This is a genomic window from Streptomyces sp. SAS_270 (genome assembly GCF_052543295.1).
Genome location: NZ_JBMNDS010000017.1, coordinates 47,629 through 62,303 on the forward strand (window position 1 = coordinate 47,629; position 14,675 = coordinate 62,303).

At 70.0% G+C, this 14,675-nt stretch carries 16 protein-coding genes; 5 read left to right on the forward strand and 11 right to left on the reverse strand.

Translation table 11 applies throughout. The features are described from left to right. Nucleotides 1–24 precede the first annotated feature (24 nt). Nucleotides 25–519 (reverse strand): LURP-one-related/scramblase family protein, encoded by a 495-nt coding sequence (locus ACN6LB_RS14435; protein WP_356134292.1) that lies wholly within the window; start codon nt 517–519, stop codon nt 25–27. Then, a complete protein-coding gene (locus ACN6LB_RS14440) occupies nt 516–1,514 on the reverse strand; it encodes a GlxA family transcriptional regulator (RefSeq protein ID WP_445026138.1) in 999 nt (332 codons plus the stop codon). The genes ACN6LB_RS14435 and ACN6LB_RS14440 overlap by 4 nt, the downstream gene beginning before the upstream one ends. A gap of 52 nt (nt 1,515–1,566) precedes the next feature. Here ACN6LB_RS14440 and ACN6LB_RS14445 point away from each other — a divergent pair, with 52 nt between their 5' ends. Next, nucleotides 1,567–1,962, forward strand: coding sequence for a cupin domain-containing protein (locus tag ACN6LB_RS14445; RefSeq protein ID WP_356134296.1), 396 nt, complete (start codon nt 1,567–1,569; stop codon nt 1,960–1,962). A 21-nt stretch (nt 1,963–1,983) separates the two neighbouring features. Here ACN6LB_RS14445 and ACN6LB_RS14450 read toward each other — a convergent pair whose 3' ends face one another. From ACN6LB_RS14450 to ACN6LB_RS14460, 3 genes are all read right to left on the reverse strand, one after another. Next, entirely contained in the window at nt 1,984–2,232 is a 249-nt protein-coding gene (locus ACN6LB_RS14450; RefSeq protein ID WP_356134298.1) for a DUF6458 family protein, read from the reverse strand. An 80-nt stretch (nt 2,233–2,312) separates the two neighbouring features. Continuing rightward, the gene (locus ACN6LB_RS14455) at nt 2,313–3,605 is read right to left on the reverse strand and encodes a M18 family aminopeptidase (RefSeq protein WP_445026139.1); all 1,293 of its coding nucleotides are present in this window, start codon (nt 3,603–3,605) and stop codon (nt 2,313–2,315) included. Between the two features lie 165 nt (nt 3,606–3,770). Further along, entirely contained in the window at nt 3,771–5,597 is a 1,827-nt protein-coding gene (locus ACN6LB_RS14460) for an acyl-CoA dehydrogenase (RefSeq protein WP_356134302.1), read from the reverse strand. A gap of 299 nt (nt 5,598–5,896) precedes the next feature. On the opposite strand from ACN6LB_RS14460, the gene ACN6LB_RS14465 reads away from it, so the two are divergent. Both ACN6LB_RS14465 and ACN6LB_RS14470 read left to right on the forward strand, forming a co-directional pair. Then, complete coding sequence (locus ACN6LB_RS14465) at nt 5,897–6,361, forward strand: SseB family protein (RefSeq protein ID WP_445026140.1); 465 nt, start codon at nt 5,897–5,899, stop codon at nt 6,359–6,361. Between the two features lie 119 nt (nt 6,362–6,480). Next, a complete protein-coding gene (locus tag ACN6LB_RS14470) occupies nt 6,481–7,452 on the forward strand; it encodes a pirin family protein (protein WP_356134306.1) in 972 nt (323 codons plus the stop codon). Between the two features lie 81 nt (nt 7,453–7,533). Here the strand turns inward: ACN6LB_RS14470 and ACN6LB_RS14475 are convergent, their stop codons facing one another. From ACN6LB_RS14475 to ACN6LB_RS14495, 5 genes are all read right to left on the reverse strand, one after another. Continuing rightward, nucleotides 7,534–7,914, reverse strand: coding sequence for a hypothetical protein (locus ACN6LB_RS14475; RefSeq protein ID WP_445026141.1), 381 nt, complete (start codon nt 7,912–7,914; stop codon nt 7,534–7,536). Beyond that, nucleotides 7,911–8,201: a ribbon-helix-helix protein, CopG family gene (locus ACN6LB_RS14480; protein WP_445026142.1), complete on the reverse strand. Its 291-nt coding sequence runs from the start codon at nt 8,199–8,201 to the stop codon at nt 7,911–7,913. Before ACN6LB_RS14480 ends, ACN6LB_RS14475 begins: the two co-directional genes overlap by 4 nt. Nucleotides 8,202–8,298: 97 nt before the next feature. Then, nucleotides 8,299–9,243: a hypothetical protein gene (locus tag ACN6LB_RS14485; RefSeq protein ID WP_445026143.1), complete on the reverse strand. Its 945-nt coding sequence runs from the start codon at nt 9,241–9,243 to the stop codon at nt 8,299–8,301. Nucleotides 9,244–9,474: 231 nt separating this feature from the next. Beyond that, a complete protein-coding gene (locus ACN6LB_RS14490) occupies nt 9,475–9,687 on the reverse strand; it encodes a DUF397 domain-containing protein (RefSeq protein WP_445026211.1) in 213 nt (70 codons plus the stop codon). Nucleotides 9,688–9,712: 25 nt separating this feature from the next. After that, on the reverse strand, nt 9,713–10,762 hold the full coding sequence (locus tag ACN6LB_RS14495) for an aldo/keto reductase (RefSeq protein ID WP_445026144.1): 1,050 nt from the start codon (nt 10,760–10,762) through the stop codon (nt 9,713–9,715). Between the two features lie 115 nt (nt 10,763–10,877). On the opposite strand from ACN6LB_RS14495, the gene ACN6LB_RS14500 reads away from it, so the two are divergent. Both ACN6LB_RS14500 and ACN6LB_RS14505 read left to right on the forward strand, forming a co-directional pair. Continuing rightward, nucleotides 10,878–11,342: a MerR family transcriptional regulator gene (locus ACN6LB_RS14500; RefSeq protein ID WP_445026145.1), complete on the forward strand. Its 465-nt coding sequence runs from the start codon at nt 10,878–10,880 to the stop codon at nt 11,340–11,342. Between the two features lie 77 nt (nt 11,343–11,419). Further along, on the forward strand, nt 11,420–12,481 hold the full coding sequence (locus ACN6LB_RS14505) for an AI-2E family transporter (RefSeq protein ID WP_445026146.1): 1,062 nt from the start codon (nt 11,420–11,422) through the stop codon (nt 12,479–12,481). On the opposite strand, the gene ACN6LB_RS14510 is transcribed toward ACN6LB_RS14505, so the two are convergent. Then, nucleotides 12,436–14,637 (reverse strand): SpoIIE family protein phosphatase, encoded by a 2,202-nt coding sequence (locus ACN6LB_RS14510; protein WP_445026147.1) that lies wholly within the window; start codon nt 14,635–14,637, stop codon nt 12,436–12,438. The genes ACN6LB_RS14505 and ACN6LB_RS14510 overlap by 46 nt on opposite strands. Nucleotides 14,638–14,675 lie beyond the last annotated feature (38 nt).

Here is a 14,675-nt window from a genome sequence, read left to right on the forward strand (position 1 = left end):
CCTAGCGGCCCTGGCCGAAGCCCCCTAGTCCTCCCCGCGTTCCTTCTCCGCCAGGTGGATCACGCATACCGCCACCGCGATCATCAGCGCCGGGTCCGCGTCGTCGCGTACGACGTCGACGCCGTACGTCTCCCGGACGTGCAGCCAGCGCCGGGAGATCTGGGCGAGGAGTTCGCCGTCGTAGTCGACGGCGAACTCGCGGTCGAGGATCTTGCCGCTGACGTCGAGTTCGGTGCCGTCGACCAGGCAGACGCGGTAGTGGTTGCGGAGCAGGGACAGGCGTTTGCGTTTGATGGTGGCCAGCGGGCCGCCGTCCCGCTCGATGATCATCGTGTCGCGCAGCGCGAGCATCTTCCGGTGGATGTCGATGAGGACGCGCCCGTGCGTGTCCTTCAGCTCGAAGGTGTCCCGCAGTCGCATCGCCTTGCCGTCGACGAGGTAGACCTTGGCGCCGTGGTCGTCCTCGATCCAGTAGTCCTCGCCGAAGCCGAGGAGCCGGTCGCGTACCAGGAATCTCATACGGCGAGCCCTTCCCCGGCGGCCGGTCCGAAACGCCGCCGATAGGCCGACGGGCTGAGTCCCGTCTCTCGCCGCAGCCGCGCCCGCAGGTTCGCGGCGCTGCCCAGACCGCTGCGCTGTGCCACCACGCCGAGCCGCTCCTCGCCCCGCTCGATCAGCCGGCAGGCCATCGCCACCCGCTCGCCCGTCAGCCAGGCCAGCGGGGTCGTGCCGAGCTGGGCGCGGAAACGGCGGTGCAGGGTGGCGGGGGAGACGGCCGCGCGGGTGGCGAGGTCCGCGACGGTCAGCGGCTCCCCTATCCGCCCCTGGGCCCACGCCAGCAGCGGGGCGAGGGACTCGTCCGGTACGTCGGGGAGGGGCCGCTCGACGAACTGACGCTGCCCGCCGTCGCGATGGGCCGCGAACACGAGTCTGCGCGAGACCGCGTTGGCGATCTCGGCGCCGTGGTCCCGCCGTACGACGTGCAGACCGAGGTCGAGCGCCGAGGCGCTGCCGGACGCGGTGAGGATGTCGCCGTCGTCGACGAAGAGGACGTCGGGCTCCAGGCGGACCCGGGGGAAGCGGGAGCGGAAGGCGGAGGCCCACATCCAGTGACAGGCCGCCCGGCGCTCGTCCAGCAGTCCCGCCTCGGCGATCGTGAACGCGCCGGAGCAGAACCCGATGAGCCGCGCGCCCCGCTCATGCGCCCGGCGCACGGTGGCCAGCAGCTCGGGGGAGCGCGGCGTCTGCGTGTCGGGCCGGTTGGGCACGATCAGCGTGTCCGCCTCCTCGGCCGCGTCGAGGCCCGCGACGCCGGTGAGCGTGAAGAAGCCGTCCCGCATACGGGTGTGCGGATCCGCCGCGCAGAGCCTGAAGTCGTAGAGCTCCCGGCCGAGTTCGGGCCGGCGCAGGCCGAAGACCTCGATGGCGCAGCTCATCTCGAAGGGGTTGGAGTTCTCGTCGACGACGAGAACGACCCGGTGCGGTCGGTCCGGCTGAGAGGATCCTTGCGGCATATGCGATTTCTAGCACTCGTGCGGACGCCGGACCACCGCCGAGGATGACGTCATGAGCAGCGAACCCCTCTCCCTGGCCAAGGCCCTCGCCTCCTTCGACGACCTGTGGAGCCCCCGCATCGTCACCACCGTCAACGACTACGACGTACGCGTCGCCAAGGTCGAGGGCGAGCACGTCTGGCACGTGCACGACCACACCGACGAGTTCTTCCTGGTGGTGGAGGGGGAGCTGCACATCGCGCTGCGCGAGCCCACGGGCGAGCGAACCGTCGTACTCCCCCGGGGCTCCGTCTTCACCGTCCCGCGCGGCACCGAGCACAAGCCGGCCGCCCCGGCCGGCGCCGCCCTCCTCCTCTTCGAGCCGACCGGCACCCTCACCGTCGGCGACCGCCACGACGAGGTCCCCGATCACGTGGACGCCACCACGGGCCACACGCTCGCTCCTTAGTGGGCGCGCGGGTGTGCGGAATCACATCCCGTAGCCGTCGTTGTAGCCGTCGCGGTGGTGGTGCCGTTCCTCCTCGATCACCGGCGTGGTGGGCGGTACGACCACCCGCCTGCGCCTGGCGATGCTGCTGAACGTCGTCACACCGATCAGCCCGACGATCATGAAGATGACGCCGACCAGGGGCAGGTTGACCCCCTGCATGTCCCAGTCGGTCGCGAAAGTGAGGATCGCCCCTACGGCGATCAGAATGATGCACCCGCCCAGACCCATGGATGCCGCCTCCCTGTAACGGATTCGGAGTCGCTCCGGGAGAAGCCCGGGTACCCGGCACCGTCGCAGCCATGCGGCGGCTAGCCCTCCAGAAACGCGACCAGCGCGTTGGCCAGCAGGAACGGGTCGTCGGCGGCGCAGAGTTCACGGGCGCTGTGCATCGAGAGGATGGCCACGCCGATGTCGACGGTCTTGATGCCGTGCCGGGCCGCGGTGATGGGGCCGATGGTGGTGCCGCAGGGCATGGAGTTGTTGGAGACGAACGACTGGAAGGGCACGTCGGCCTTCTCGCAGGCGGCGGCGAAGACCGCGCGGCCCGAACCGTCCGTGGCGTAGCGGTTGTTGACGTTGACCTTGAGGATCGGGCCGCCGCCGGCACGCGGGTGGTGCGTCGGGTCGTGCCGCTCCGCGTAGTTGGGGTGCACCGCGTGGCCGGTGTCGGAGGAGAGGCAGACGGTGCCGGCGAAGGCGCGCGCCCGGTCCTCGAACGAGCCGCCGCGTGCGAACACCGAGCGCTCCAGCACGTTGCCGAGGAGCGGCCCGTCGGCGCCCGTGTCGCTCTGCGAGCCGTTCTCCTCGTGGTCGAAGGCGACCAGGACGGGGATGTACGGCAGCTCGCCCACGGCCGACACGGCGGCGAGGGCGGCCGTACAGGCGTGCACGGACAGCAGGTTGTCCATGCGCGGGCCCGCCACCAGCTCCTTGTCGCGGCCCAGGTAGGCGGGCGGCTCGATGGAGTGGGTCATCAGGTCCCAGCCGGTGACCTCGCCGGCGGCCAGTGCGCACTCCCCCTCCAGGAAGGAGATCAGGTCGCCCTCGCGGGGATCGCCGAGACCCCAGATGGGCTGCAGGTGGCGCTGTTTGTCGAGCTTGAGGCCCTCGCTGCTGACGGACCGGTCGAGGTGGACGGCGAGTTGGGGCACGCGCAACAGGGCGCGGTCGATGTTCACCAGCCGCGTCGAGCCGTCCCGCAGTGTCAGGCGCCCCGCCAGGCCCAGGTCGCGGTCGAGCCAGGAGTTGAGCAGCGGGCCGCCGTAGATCTCGACCGCGATCTGCCGCCAGCCGTGCGCACCGCTGTCGGGCTGCGGCTTGACGCGCAGGTTGGGGGAGTCGGTGTGGCCGCCGACAATCCGGAACGGAGTGTGCGGTTCGGCGCTCTCGGGCACGTACCAGGCGACGACGGCACCCCCGCGCAGCACGTACTTCCCGCCCTTGGTCCCGTCCCACGCGTCCGTCTCGGCCACCTGGCGGAATCCGGCCTTCTCCAGCCGCTCGGCGACGTTCGCCACCGCGTGGTACGGCGAAGGGCTCGCCGCCAGGAAGGACATGAGGTCGTCGGTGTGGCCGCGGTCGAAGCGGGAGGGTGTGCGCATGGGGTTCACCTTAACGACGCCCGAGGGCCCGCTCCCCGGGATGGGGAACGGGCCCTCGTAAGGAGGATGTGAAGGGCGGCCACCTGAGAGGACGGACGTGGACGGACGCGGACGGACGGGGTCGCGTCCGGCGTCCGGCCCGGTCGGCGGGGCCCGGCGGAGGTCCTAGAACGCGGCCTCGTCGAGCTCCATCAGGTCCAGCTCCACGCCCTCGGCGAGCTTGCGCGCGCCGGTGACGCCGGGCAGGACGTTGGCGGCGAAGAACTTCGCGGCCGCGATCTTGCCGGTGTAGAACGGGCGGTCCTTGGCCGAGGCCGTCTCCAGCTTCTCCGCGGCGACAGCGGCGCCGCGCAGCAGCAGGTAGCCGACGACGACGTCGCCGGAAGCGAGCAGCAGGCGGGTGGTGTTGAGGCCCACCTTGTAGATGTTCTTGACGTCCTGCTCGGTCGCCGCGAGGTCGGTGAGCATGAGGCCGACGATGGCCTCCAGCTCGACGGCCGCCTTGGCGAGCTGCTCGCGGGCGCCGGACAGCTCCTCGCCGCCGGTGCCGAGCGCCAGGAACTTCTTGATGTCCTCGGCGAGCGAGTTCAGCGCGGCGCCCTGGTTGCGGACGATCTTCCGGAAGAAGAAGTCCTGGCCCTGGATCGCGGTCGTGCCCTCGTAGAGGGTGTCGATCTTGGCGTCGCGGATGTACTGCTCGATCGGGTACTCCTGGAGGAACCCGGAGCCGCCGAAGGTCTGCAGCGACTGCGCGAGCTGCTCGTAGCCCTTCTCGGAGCCGTAGCCCTTCACGATCGGCAGGAGCAGGTCGTTGAGCGCGTGCAGCGCGCTGACGTCCTCGCCGGCCGCCGTCTTCACGGCTATCTCGTCCTGGACCGACGCGGTGTGCAGCACCAGGGCGCGCATGCCCTCCGCGTACGCCTTCTGCGTCATCAGCGAGCGGCGCACGTCCGGGTGGTGGGTGATGGTGACCTTGGGCGCGGCCTTGTCCATGAACTGCGCGAGGTCGGGGCCCTGGACGCGCTCCTTGGCGTACTCAAGTGCGTTCAGGTAGCCCGTCGACAGGGTCGAGATCGCCTTCGTGCCGACCATCATGCGGGCGAACTCGATGATGCGGAACATCTGGCGGATGCCGTCGTGCTTGTCGCCGATCAGCCAGCCCTTGGCGGGGTGACGGTCGCCGAAGGTCATCTCGCACGTGTTGGACGCCTTGAGGCCCATCTTGTGCTCGACGTTCGTCGCGTACACGCCGTTGCGCTCGCCCAGCTCGCCGGTCTCGAAGTCGAACTCGTACTTCGGGACGAGGAAGAGGGACAGGCCCTTGGTGCCGGGGCCGTGGCCCTCGGGGCGGGCGAGGACGTAGTGGAGGATGTTCTCCTCCATGTCGTGCTCACCGGAGGTGATGAAGCGCTTCACGCCCTCGATGTGCCAGGAGCCGTCGTCCTGCTGGACGGCCTTGGTGCGACCGGCGCCCACGTCCGAACCGGCGTCCGGCTCGGTGAGCACCATGGTCGAGCCCCAGGTCTTCTCCACCGCGATCTGGGCGATCTTCTTCTGGACGTCGTTGCCCTCGTCGTAGAGGATCCCGGCGAACGCGGGGCCGGAGGAGTACATCCAGACCGCCGGGTTCGCACCGAGGATCAGTTCCGCGTACGACCAGATCAGGGACGGGGGTGCCGTCGTGCCGCCGATGCCCTCGGGCAGGCCCAGGCGCCAGTACTCCGAGTCCATGAAGGCCTTGTAGCTCTTCTTGAAGGACGCCGGGACGGGCGCGGTGTTCGTCTCGGGGTCGAAGACCGGCGGGTTGCGGTCGGCGTCCGTGAAGGACTCGGCCAGCTCGTTCTCCGAGAGGCGGGTCAGTTCCTCGAGGATGCTCTTGGCGGTCTCGACGTCCATCTCCGCGAACGGGCCGGTGCCGTACAGCTTGTCGCGCCCGAGCACCTCGAAGAGGTTGAACTCGATGTCGCGGAGATTCGACTTGTAATGCCCCATGGCGACGGCTCCGTAAGGGATCGGGGAGGTGGTGATGCCTCGTACCTGGTGCGATAGCTGGTGCGTATCTGGTTTACGTACCAACTAGTAGCTACGATGATGCTACCCGTCGGTAATAAGATGCAACCCCAAACCGCCCAAGTGTGAGCAGGCTCTACCCTGCCGCGTACCGCCGGAGCCCGCCTCGACTTCCGTACGTGTGCTCCGCGGCCCCCGCGCTCTGCCTGCTCCGTGCGCCCCGTGCGCCGGGTGGCGGGACGGCGTGCCCCGCCACCGGCGCGCTCGGTACGCTGTCGCCCATGTACGGCTACGAGCAGAACGCGGGTGCGCAGCAGCAGTACGCCCCGCCGCAGCAGCAGATGCCCGGCGCGTACGGCCAGCAGCCGCCGCTCTACCCCGAGCCGTCCCCGCCGTCCCTCGCGGACGCGGTCCGCGCCTTCACCACGGGGTCCATGTCCGCCGAGGACTTCCAGCAGATCTTCGCGGGCTCGAAGGTCTACTGCCCGCGCGGCGACAACCCCGGTTTCCTGGCCCTGCACAACACCCAGCAGCCGGTCATCCCCATGTTCACGTCGCTCAAGGAGCTCCGCCGCTACGCCGGCAAGGAGTCCAAGTACTTCGTCATCACCGGCGCCGAGGTGATCGACCTGCTCCCGACGGGCTACGGCTTCGTCCTCGACATGGAGGGCGAGCACCGCATGGTCTTCGACGCGAAGGCGGTCGAACAGATGGTCGACTTCGCGATGCGGCGGATGTACGGCTGACGTTCTGTCGCTGGCTCTTCACCTGAGACGCCCGGAGGGAATGCCCTCCGGGCGTCCGCCGTTATGGGTGGCAGAAAGTTCAATAATCAACTAAACTCGAAGCACAAGGAGGTCCCGACATGCCTGCAGTGACCGTCGAGAACCCGCTGACCCTGCCCCGTGTGGCCGCGTCGGTGGACGCCGTGGCCCGTCCCGTGCTTGCCGTGACGACCGCTCCCAGCGGCTTCGAGGGTGAGGGCTTCCCGGTGCGCCGCGCGTTCGCCGGGATCAACTACAAACACCTCGACCCGTTCATCATGATGGATCAGATGGGCGAGGTGGAGTACGCGCCGGGAGAGCCGAAGGGCACCCCCTGGCACCCGCACCGCGGCTTCGAGACCGTCACCTACATCATCGACGGCATCTTCGACCACCAGGACAGCCAGGGCGGTGGCGGCACCATCACCAACGGCGACACCCAGTGGATGACCGCGGGCGCCGGCCTCCTGCACATCGAGGCCCCGCCGGAGGCGCTCGTCATGTCCGGCGGCCTCTTCCACGGCCTGCAGCTGTGGGTGAACCTCCCGGCCAGGGACAAGATGATGGCCCCGCGCTACCAGGACATCCGCGGCGGCCAGGTCCAGCTCCTGAGCACCCCCGACGGCGGCGCCCTGCTCCGCGTCATCGCCGGTGAGCTCGACGGCCACGAGGGCCCCGGCATCACGCACACGCCGATCACGATGGTCCACGCGACGGTACGGCCGGGCGCCGAGGTCACGCTGCCGTGGCGCGAGGACTTCAACGGCCTGGTCTACGTCCTCGCCGGGCGCGGCAGCGTCGGCACGGACCGCCGCCCGGTCCACAAGGGCCAGACTGCCGTCTTCGGCGCCGGCTCCTCCCTCACGGTCCGCGCGGACGAGCAGCAGGACGCCAACGAGCCCGACCTCGAGGTCGTCCTCCTCGGCGGCCGCCCGATCCGCGAACCGATGGCCCACTACGGCCCGTTCGTCATGAACACCCAGGCCGAACTCCAGACAGCCTTCGAGGACTTCCAGAAGGGCCGCCTGGGCACGATCCCGGCGGTGCACGGGATGTCGGAGGGCGGGCTGTAAGCGACCGGATGAAGGGTCGCCGTTCGCGGGACCTGGCGCCCGTCTCCTGCCGGAGTGCCGGCGGAGACGGGCGCTTGTCGTTTATTGCTCGACGTGCAGGACAGGCACTCCGAAGCCGTGGTACTCCTGCGGCTCGGTGGTCGCGATCTCCCATCCGGAGACGAGGCTCGCCGCGACCGCGTGCAGGACGTGCCAGCCCTGCTCGGGGAAGAGCGCGGCCCCGATGCGCCCCATGGTGTCGGCGACGATCCGGTCGATCACGGTGACCTCGACCGCTGGGAGCTGCGCCAGGTGCGTCGAGACTCCCGGTCGGTTGCGTGTGGCCTCGGCGAGGCAGAGTGCCGGGACGGACAGCGTGTAGAGCGGGTCCTCGTGAGCTGCTACGACGAAGCCCGAGAGCCTGCGATCCCCGCTTCCCAGTGCGAGCAGACCATGGTGATCCAGGACGATCCCGTAGCTCATGCCGCTGTGGCACCGCCTGTACGACGTGCGGCGGTGCGGGCTTTGCTCGCGGCCAGCGCGCCACGGGCTTCCACGAGTTCCTCTTCGCTCAGCGGATGCCCGCCGAGCAGGGTCTCCTCGATGTACGCGCGAGCCCGCTCGGCGTTCTGCCGCCGTTCCACACGGCTGCGCATGGTCTCGTTGATCACCGCGGAGAGGGAAGAGGCCTCTCCCGCTTCGACAAGACGTTGCAGCTCTTCGAGCACGTCAGGGTCCAGGGTTACGGAGATGGGCTTCTTCGCGGCCATAATGCGAGGGTATCGCATAGTCATGCGATGGACTCCTATTGCGGGGATCGGCAACTGGTGTGCGAGGCGCGGAGCACTGAAGTCGGGCAGCGCCGGGTCACGTGGGGCACGGTTCACGCAGCGCCGTGCGCAACTGGGCTACGCGAACGCGTACGGCGGTTGCCGCAAGCACGTCGCCCCCGGCCACGCTGTCGCCGGTATCCGCGTCGCGGCATGCGCGGCAGAGTCCGCCGGGCAGGGCCTCCGGGCGGCCCGGCGCACCGCAGTTGGTGCACTCCATGAGCGTGCGGGGTGCGCGAGCGGGCGGGGCGGGTCGTTCGGGAAGCTCGGGCGGCATCTTGTCGCGCAGTCGCCGCTGTGCGAGGGCCCGGGGTGAGTGCACCTGCTCGGGAAGCCCCGTGGTGAGGCTCCGCACCAGGTGGGAGACGTCGGCCCCGCGGGCGAGCCAGTCGGTGGCGAGGGTTTCGAGGGCGACACAATCGGCGTGGGAGAGCGCCAAACGGGGTTCCGTACTGCCGAGTCGAGCGAGGACCGCGTAGGCGGGCGACGGACCTGCCTTCGGTCGTACGTCGTCGGGGGCGTCCTCGGGCGTGGGCGTCATCTCGGTCGGTACGACGCCTTGTACGGCGTCACTCCGCACCTCACCCGTCGCGTCACCGTCGAGGAGCCGGGCCCACCATTCGTTGTCACGTGCGGTACGGGACCAGTAGGTGTGGAACACCCACCGGGTTCCGGTGTCGTTGTCCTCCGCGCGGCGTCGTACTCGACGTAGGTGCCCTGCCGCGGAGAGGTTGTTGAGTGCGGTCCGGATGGCCGCCTGGCCGTAGAGGGGCAGCGCCTTGGCGAGGGTCTTGGCGTCCATCGCGGCGCCGTCCGGGAGCCGGTCGAGGAATCCGGCGACGTAGGCCTCGCGGGCGGGCAGATGTCCGAAGGTGCCTGCACGAGCGGGCAGTTGGTCCGGGGCGGAGCGCTTGCCGTAGCCGGGATTCGCCATGGGGTGTGCGGGCGTGGGCAGGGCAGCGTTAGGGTCTTGGTAAGCCATGAGATCGTCATTTCCGATCTTGAGGTCAGACCCCGGTTCGGTGCTGCTAACACCTGCCGGGGTCGTTTGTTGCTGCGAACGCTAGAGGGTCGCGACCATGTGTCGCAAGCCGATCACGAAAAGTGATCTGGCCTGGTGTGCGCGGGAGTTGAGGCGCAGGGAGGGCGGGAGGGTGGGTTGAACCTACCGCCCATTCCTTGCAAAAGGGGCTCGGGTCCCGGAGCCCGAAGCTCAAGCTCCCGTTGCGTACGTGATGAAGGCCGCCCAGGCGTCGCCGGGGACCGAAAACTGAGGGCTCCGGTCGCCGAGCTTCGAGTCCCGGACGTGGACGGCGTGGGGGCAGGGGGCGACTTCTACGCAGGCGCTGCCCGATGAGTCGCCTACGGCAACACGTAGACCGGTGCCCCGTCCGGAGCGCAGCCCGCCTGCCGTAGGCCGCCACAGAACCCGTTCGCCATGATCAGGTCGCTCAGGCCGCGGCGCGTTCGGTGAGTGGGCGGCGGCGCAATGCGGTGTCGGTCAGTGATCGCGGGGGGAAGTAGGTCCAGGGGTTGTACCGGTTGACCCCGGGCGGAACGATTTCGTCGATTCGGTCGAGGGTCGCATCGTCCAGGGTGAGCGCGGCGCCTTTGAGCAGGTCCTCCAACTGCGGCATGGTCCGCGGTCCGATGATCGCCGAGGTGACGGCGGGGTGGGCCACGGTGAAGGCCACGGCGAGCTGCGGGAGGGTGCAGCCGATGCTCGCCGCGAGCTCGATGAGCTGTTCGACGGCGTCGAGCTTGGCGGCGTTTTCGGCGATCGCGGGGTCGAAGAACGCCGGTCGAAGAGCGGCACGGCCGGCTGCCAGGTCGATGGGCTGGTCCTTGCGGTGCTTGCCGGTGAGGAATCCGAAGGCGAGGGGGCTCCAGACCAGTACCCCCATTCCGTAGCGCTCGCAGACGGGCAGGAGCGAGGCCTCGATTCCGCGGGCCAGAATCGAGTAGGGCGGCTGGGCCGAGCGGAAGCGGCCGAGACCGCGCCGCTCGGAGACATGGTGTGCCTCGGCGATCTCCTCGGCCGGGAAGTTCGAGCAACCGAAGGCGCGTACCTTTCCCTCGCGCACGAGGTCGCTGAGCACCGAGAGCGTCTCCTCGATGTCAGTGGAGTGGTCGGGGAAGTGGACCTGGTAGAGGTCGATCCAGTCCGTGTTCAGGCGCCGGAGGCTGTCCTCGACCGCCTTGAGGATCCAACGCCGTGAGTTGCCACCGCGATTACGGCCCTCGCCCATCTGGAAGTGGACCTTGGTGGCGAGTACGACGTCGTCACGGCGTCCCCGCAGCGCCTTGCCCACGATCTCCTCGGACTCACCCTGTCCGTACATGTCGGCGGTGTCGACGAAGTTGATCCCCTGGTCGAGGGCGGCGTGGATGATGCGGACGCAATCGTCGTGGTCGGAGTTGCTCCCGTCCTGGAACATCATGGTCCCGAGGCAGTGGGCACTGACCTCGATACCGGTTCGGCCGAGGGTGCGATAGCGCATGGTGATGGTCCCTTGCTCATTCAACCGATGATGCGGAGCGACAGAGGCGTCGGTCGCACGAGGCACGCTAGGAACTAGACCTTGATCTAGGTCAACCCCCGTTAGCCTGGCGGGCATGGCTGAGATCACGGCAAGTCTGAGCATCGGACAGGTCGCCGAGCGCACCGGCTTGAGCGTGCACGCGTTGCGCTTCTACGAGCGCGAGGGCCTCTTCGTCAATCCCGTGCAGCGCAGAGCAGGCGGGAGCCGCCTCTACAGCGAGGACGACGTGGACTGGCTGACCATCTGCATCATTCTCCGCGCCTCGGGCATGCCTCTGCCCGTGCTGCGGCGATACACCGATCTCGTCAGAGCGGGCGCCGGCAACGAGGAGGAACGGCTCACGCTCATGCGCGAGCACCAAGAGCAGGTCACCAGCCAGATCGCCAGGCTCACCCAGTCCCTGGACCTGATCAGGTTCAAGGTCGGGGTGTACGAGGACCTTGTCGACCAAGGCGGCGGCGCCGCTCACGAATGTCACGCCCCACCCCCGTCGGCTGACGCGGTGAGCGAGGACGTCCAGAGGGTCTCTCCGAGCTGACACCGGATGTGACGCCCCGTCACCCGGGCGGCTCGTCCCGGCAGGACAGCCGGACCGGGCCGTGTTCGGGTGGAAGCGTGCAACTCCTCCCCGAACCCGTCCGGCGGCTGGCCGCCTGGTGTGTCGTCGTTCTGCTCGTTGCCGCGGTCGGGTGGGTGGGGGTCGTGCTGTGCGGTGAGTTCCGTACGGCGGTGACGCCGGTGCTGCTCGCGTTGCTCGGGACGGCGTTGCTCGGGCCGTTGCACCGGTGGCTCATCAGGGTGAAGGTCAACCGGTCGGTCGCGGCGGGGCTCACCTGTGTCGCCGTGGTGGCGGTGGTGGGCGGGGCCGTGTACATCGTGGTCGCCGCGCTGATCGACACCGGGGATCAGATCGTGTCGTCGCTCAAGGACGCGGCGCAGTCGCTGGTCGAGCACTTCGGGGCGGCGGGGACCTCGCTCGACGACCTCGCCTCCAACGCCAAGGAGTTGCTGACCAAGTTCGGCGGGACCGCCGCGTCCAACGTCATCAGCGGGGTCAGTGTCGTCGGCGAGACCATCGCCATGGCCGTGCTCGCGCTGCTGCTCGTCTTCTTCTTCCTGCGGGACTCCCAGCACGCGGTCGGCGCCCTGCGGTCGCTCGCGCCGCGCGGCACCGCCGACACCGTCGAGGCCATGGGCCGCCGCGCCTTCGAGGCCGTCGAGGGCTTCATGCGGGGGACCACGATCATCGCGCTCATCGACGCCCTCTGCATCAGCGTCGGGCTGCTGGTCCTCGACGTGCCGGGTGCCGTCGGCCTCGGCGCGCTCGTCTTCGTCGGGGCGTACATCCCCTACCTCGGCGCCTTCCTCTCCGGGGCCATGGCCGTGCTGGTCGCGCTCGCGGACCGGGGGTTCGTGATCGCGCTGTGGGTGCTCGGCGTCGTACTCGCCGTACAGGTGCTTGAGGGGCACGTGCTCCAGCCGATGATCCAGAGCCGGACCGTGCAGATGCATCCCGCGGTGGTGATGCTCGCGATCACCGCGGGCGCGTCCGTGGCCGGGGTCCTCGGGATGCTGCTCGCGGTGCCGCTGACGGCGGCCGCCTTCGGGGTCGCGCACGAACTGCGTACGCGCTACTCCCCCGCCCCCTCGGGAGCCTCGGCGCCGCCGGACTCGTAGAGCTCGAACCAGATGCTCTTGCCCTCGCCCCGCGGGTCCACACCCCATGCGTCCGCGAGGAGCTCGGTCAGGACCAGGCCGCGTCCGGAGGAGGCGAGTTCGCCGGGGTGGCGACGGTGCGGGAGGTCGTCGCTGGCGTCGGTGACCTCGACGCGCATCCGCCGGTCGCCCGGGGTGCCCACGAGGCCGGGTTCGCCGGTGACCTCGGCGACGAGCAGCGCGTCGGCGTCGGTGTGCACGAGAACGTTGGTGAGCATCTCGGAGACGAGCAGGACGGCGGAGTCGACCTGGTCCTCGGACGCCCAGTCGTGCAGCAGTTCCCGCAGTTGCTGCCGGGCCCCGGCGATCCGCTCCGGCTCGGCCTGCGCGATGGTCAGCATCGTGCGGCGTACGGAGGGAGCCGTGATCACCTCGCTGTCGCAGCCGCACCCCTCGCCCAGCCGGCACAGCAGCAGCAGCGCTATGTCGTCCTCGCGCCGGTCGGCCAGCGGTCCGGTGGTGTGGTGCGAGGAGGGCCCGTGGACGGCCTGCACGAGGGCGTCGGCGAGGGCCTCCATGTCGCCGTCGTGGGACTCCAGGGTGCGGCGGATGCGCCGCCAGCCGGTGTCGAGGTCGTGGCCGCCGGTCTCGATCAGCCCGTCGGTGCAGATCAGCATGGTCTCGCCGGGCTCCAGGACGAGCCGGGTCGTCGGGTAGTCGGCGTCCGGGTCGATGCCGAGCGGCAGCCCGCCCGCGGTCGGCCGCATCAGCACCGTCCCGTCCGCCATCCGTATCGCCGGGTCGGGATGCCCGGCGCGGGCGATGTCGAGCGTGCCGGTCGCCGGGTCGACCTCGACGTACAGGCAGGTCGCGAAGCGCACGTCGCCCGCCTCGGGGCCGCTCTCGCCGTACGTCACCGAGTCCGTGACCCCGTACAGGAAGCGGGAGGCGCGCGAGAGGACGGCGTCGGGGCGATGGCCCTCGGAGGCGTAGGCGCGCAGCGCGATCCGCAGCTGGCCCATCAGCCCGGCGGCCCGTACGTCGTGCCCCTGGACGTCGCCGATGACCAGCGCGAAACGGCCGCCGCCGGACTTCGCGGGGGAGGTGCCGCCGGGCAGCGGGATCATGTCGTACCAGTCGCCGCCGACCTGGAGCCCGCCGCCCGTGGGGACGTAGCGGGCGGCGACGGCCATGCCGGGGATCTCCGGGCCCAACGTCGGCATCATCGAGCGCTGCAGCCCGTCGGTCAGCTCCCGCTCCGACTCGGCGGCGCCGGCGCGCGAGAGGGCCTGCGCGAGCATCCGCGCCACGGTGGTCAGCACCGAGCGCTCGTCGGGCGTGAAGGTGACGGGATACGTGAAAGCCGCCATCCACGCGCCCATCGTGCGCCCGGCGACGGTCAGCGGCAGAAACGCCCAGGACTCCCGCCCGAAGTGCTGGGCCAGTGGCCAGGACGCCGGATAGCGCGCCTTGTAGTCCTCGGGGGTGGAGAGGTAGACGGCCCGGCCCGTGCGGACGACCTCGGCGGCCGGGTAGTCCGTGTCCAGGGCCATATGGGAGAAGGGGCCCTCGGCCCCCGGCTGGTGCCCGTGGTGGCCGATGACCGTCAGCCGGTCGCCCTCGGCGCCGAACACCGCCAGCCCGTCCGGTGAGAACCCCGGCATCGACAGGCCCGCCGCGACCCGCAGCACCTCCTCCGTGGACCGCGCCTCGGCCAGCGCGCGCCCCGCGTCCAGCAGGAACGCCTCGCGCGAGCGGCGCCAGTCCCCGGTGACCGGGCTGCGCGCGGCGGCGCCCGGCGGGGGTTCGGTGACCTCCTGGATGGTGCCGATCAGCTCGTACGCCTTCACCTCGTGGCTGAAGGAGGGCTTGGAGCGGCTGCGCACCGTGCGGACGACCCGGCCGTGCTCGTCCATGATCCGGACCCGGACCTCGGCGAGGGTCTCCTCCATCACGGCGAGCTGCACGACGGAGACGATCTCGTTCCAGTCGACCGGGTGCAGCCGGGCGCGCACCGCCGCCACCGTGAGCGTCGCCGTTTCCGCGGGCAGCCCGAGGAGCCGAGCGGCCTCGGCATCGACCGTGACCTGCCCCGCGGCGTTGTCCCAACGCCACAGACCGGTTGCGAGGGCGGCCAGGACGTCCCCCACGGCGGGCAGGGGCTCACCAGTGCGCATTGACCCACTGTAGGGAGAGGTGATCGAGAGCTGCCACC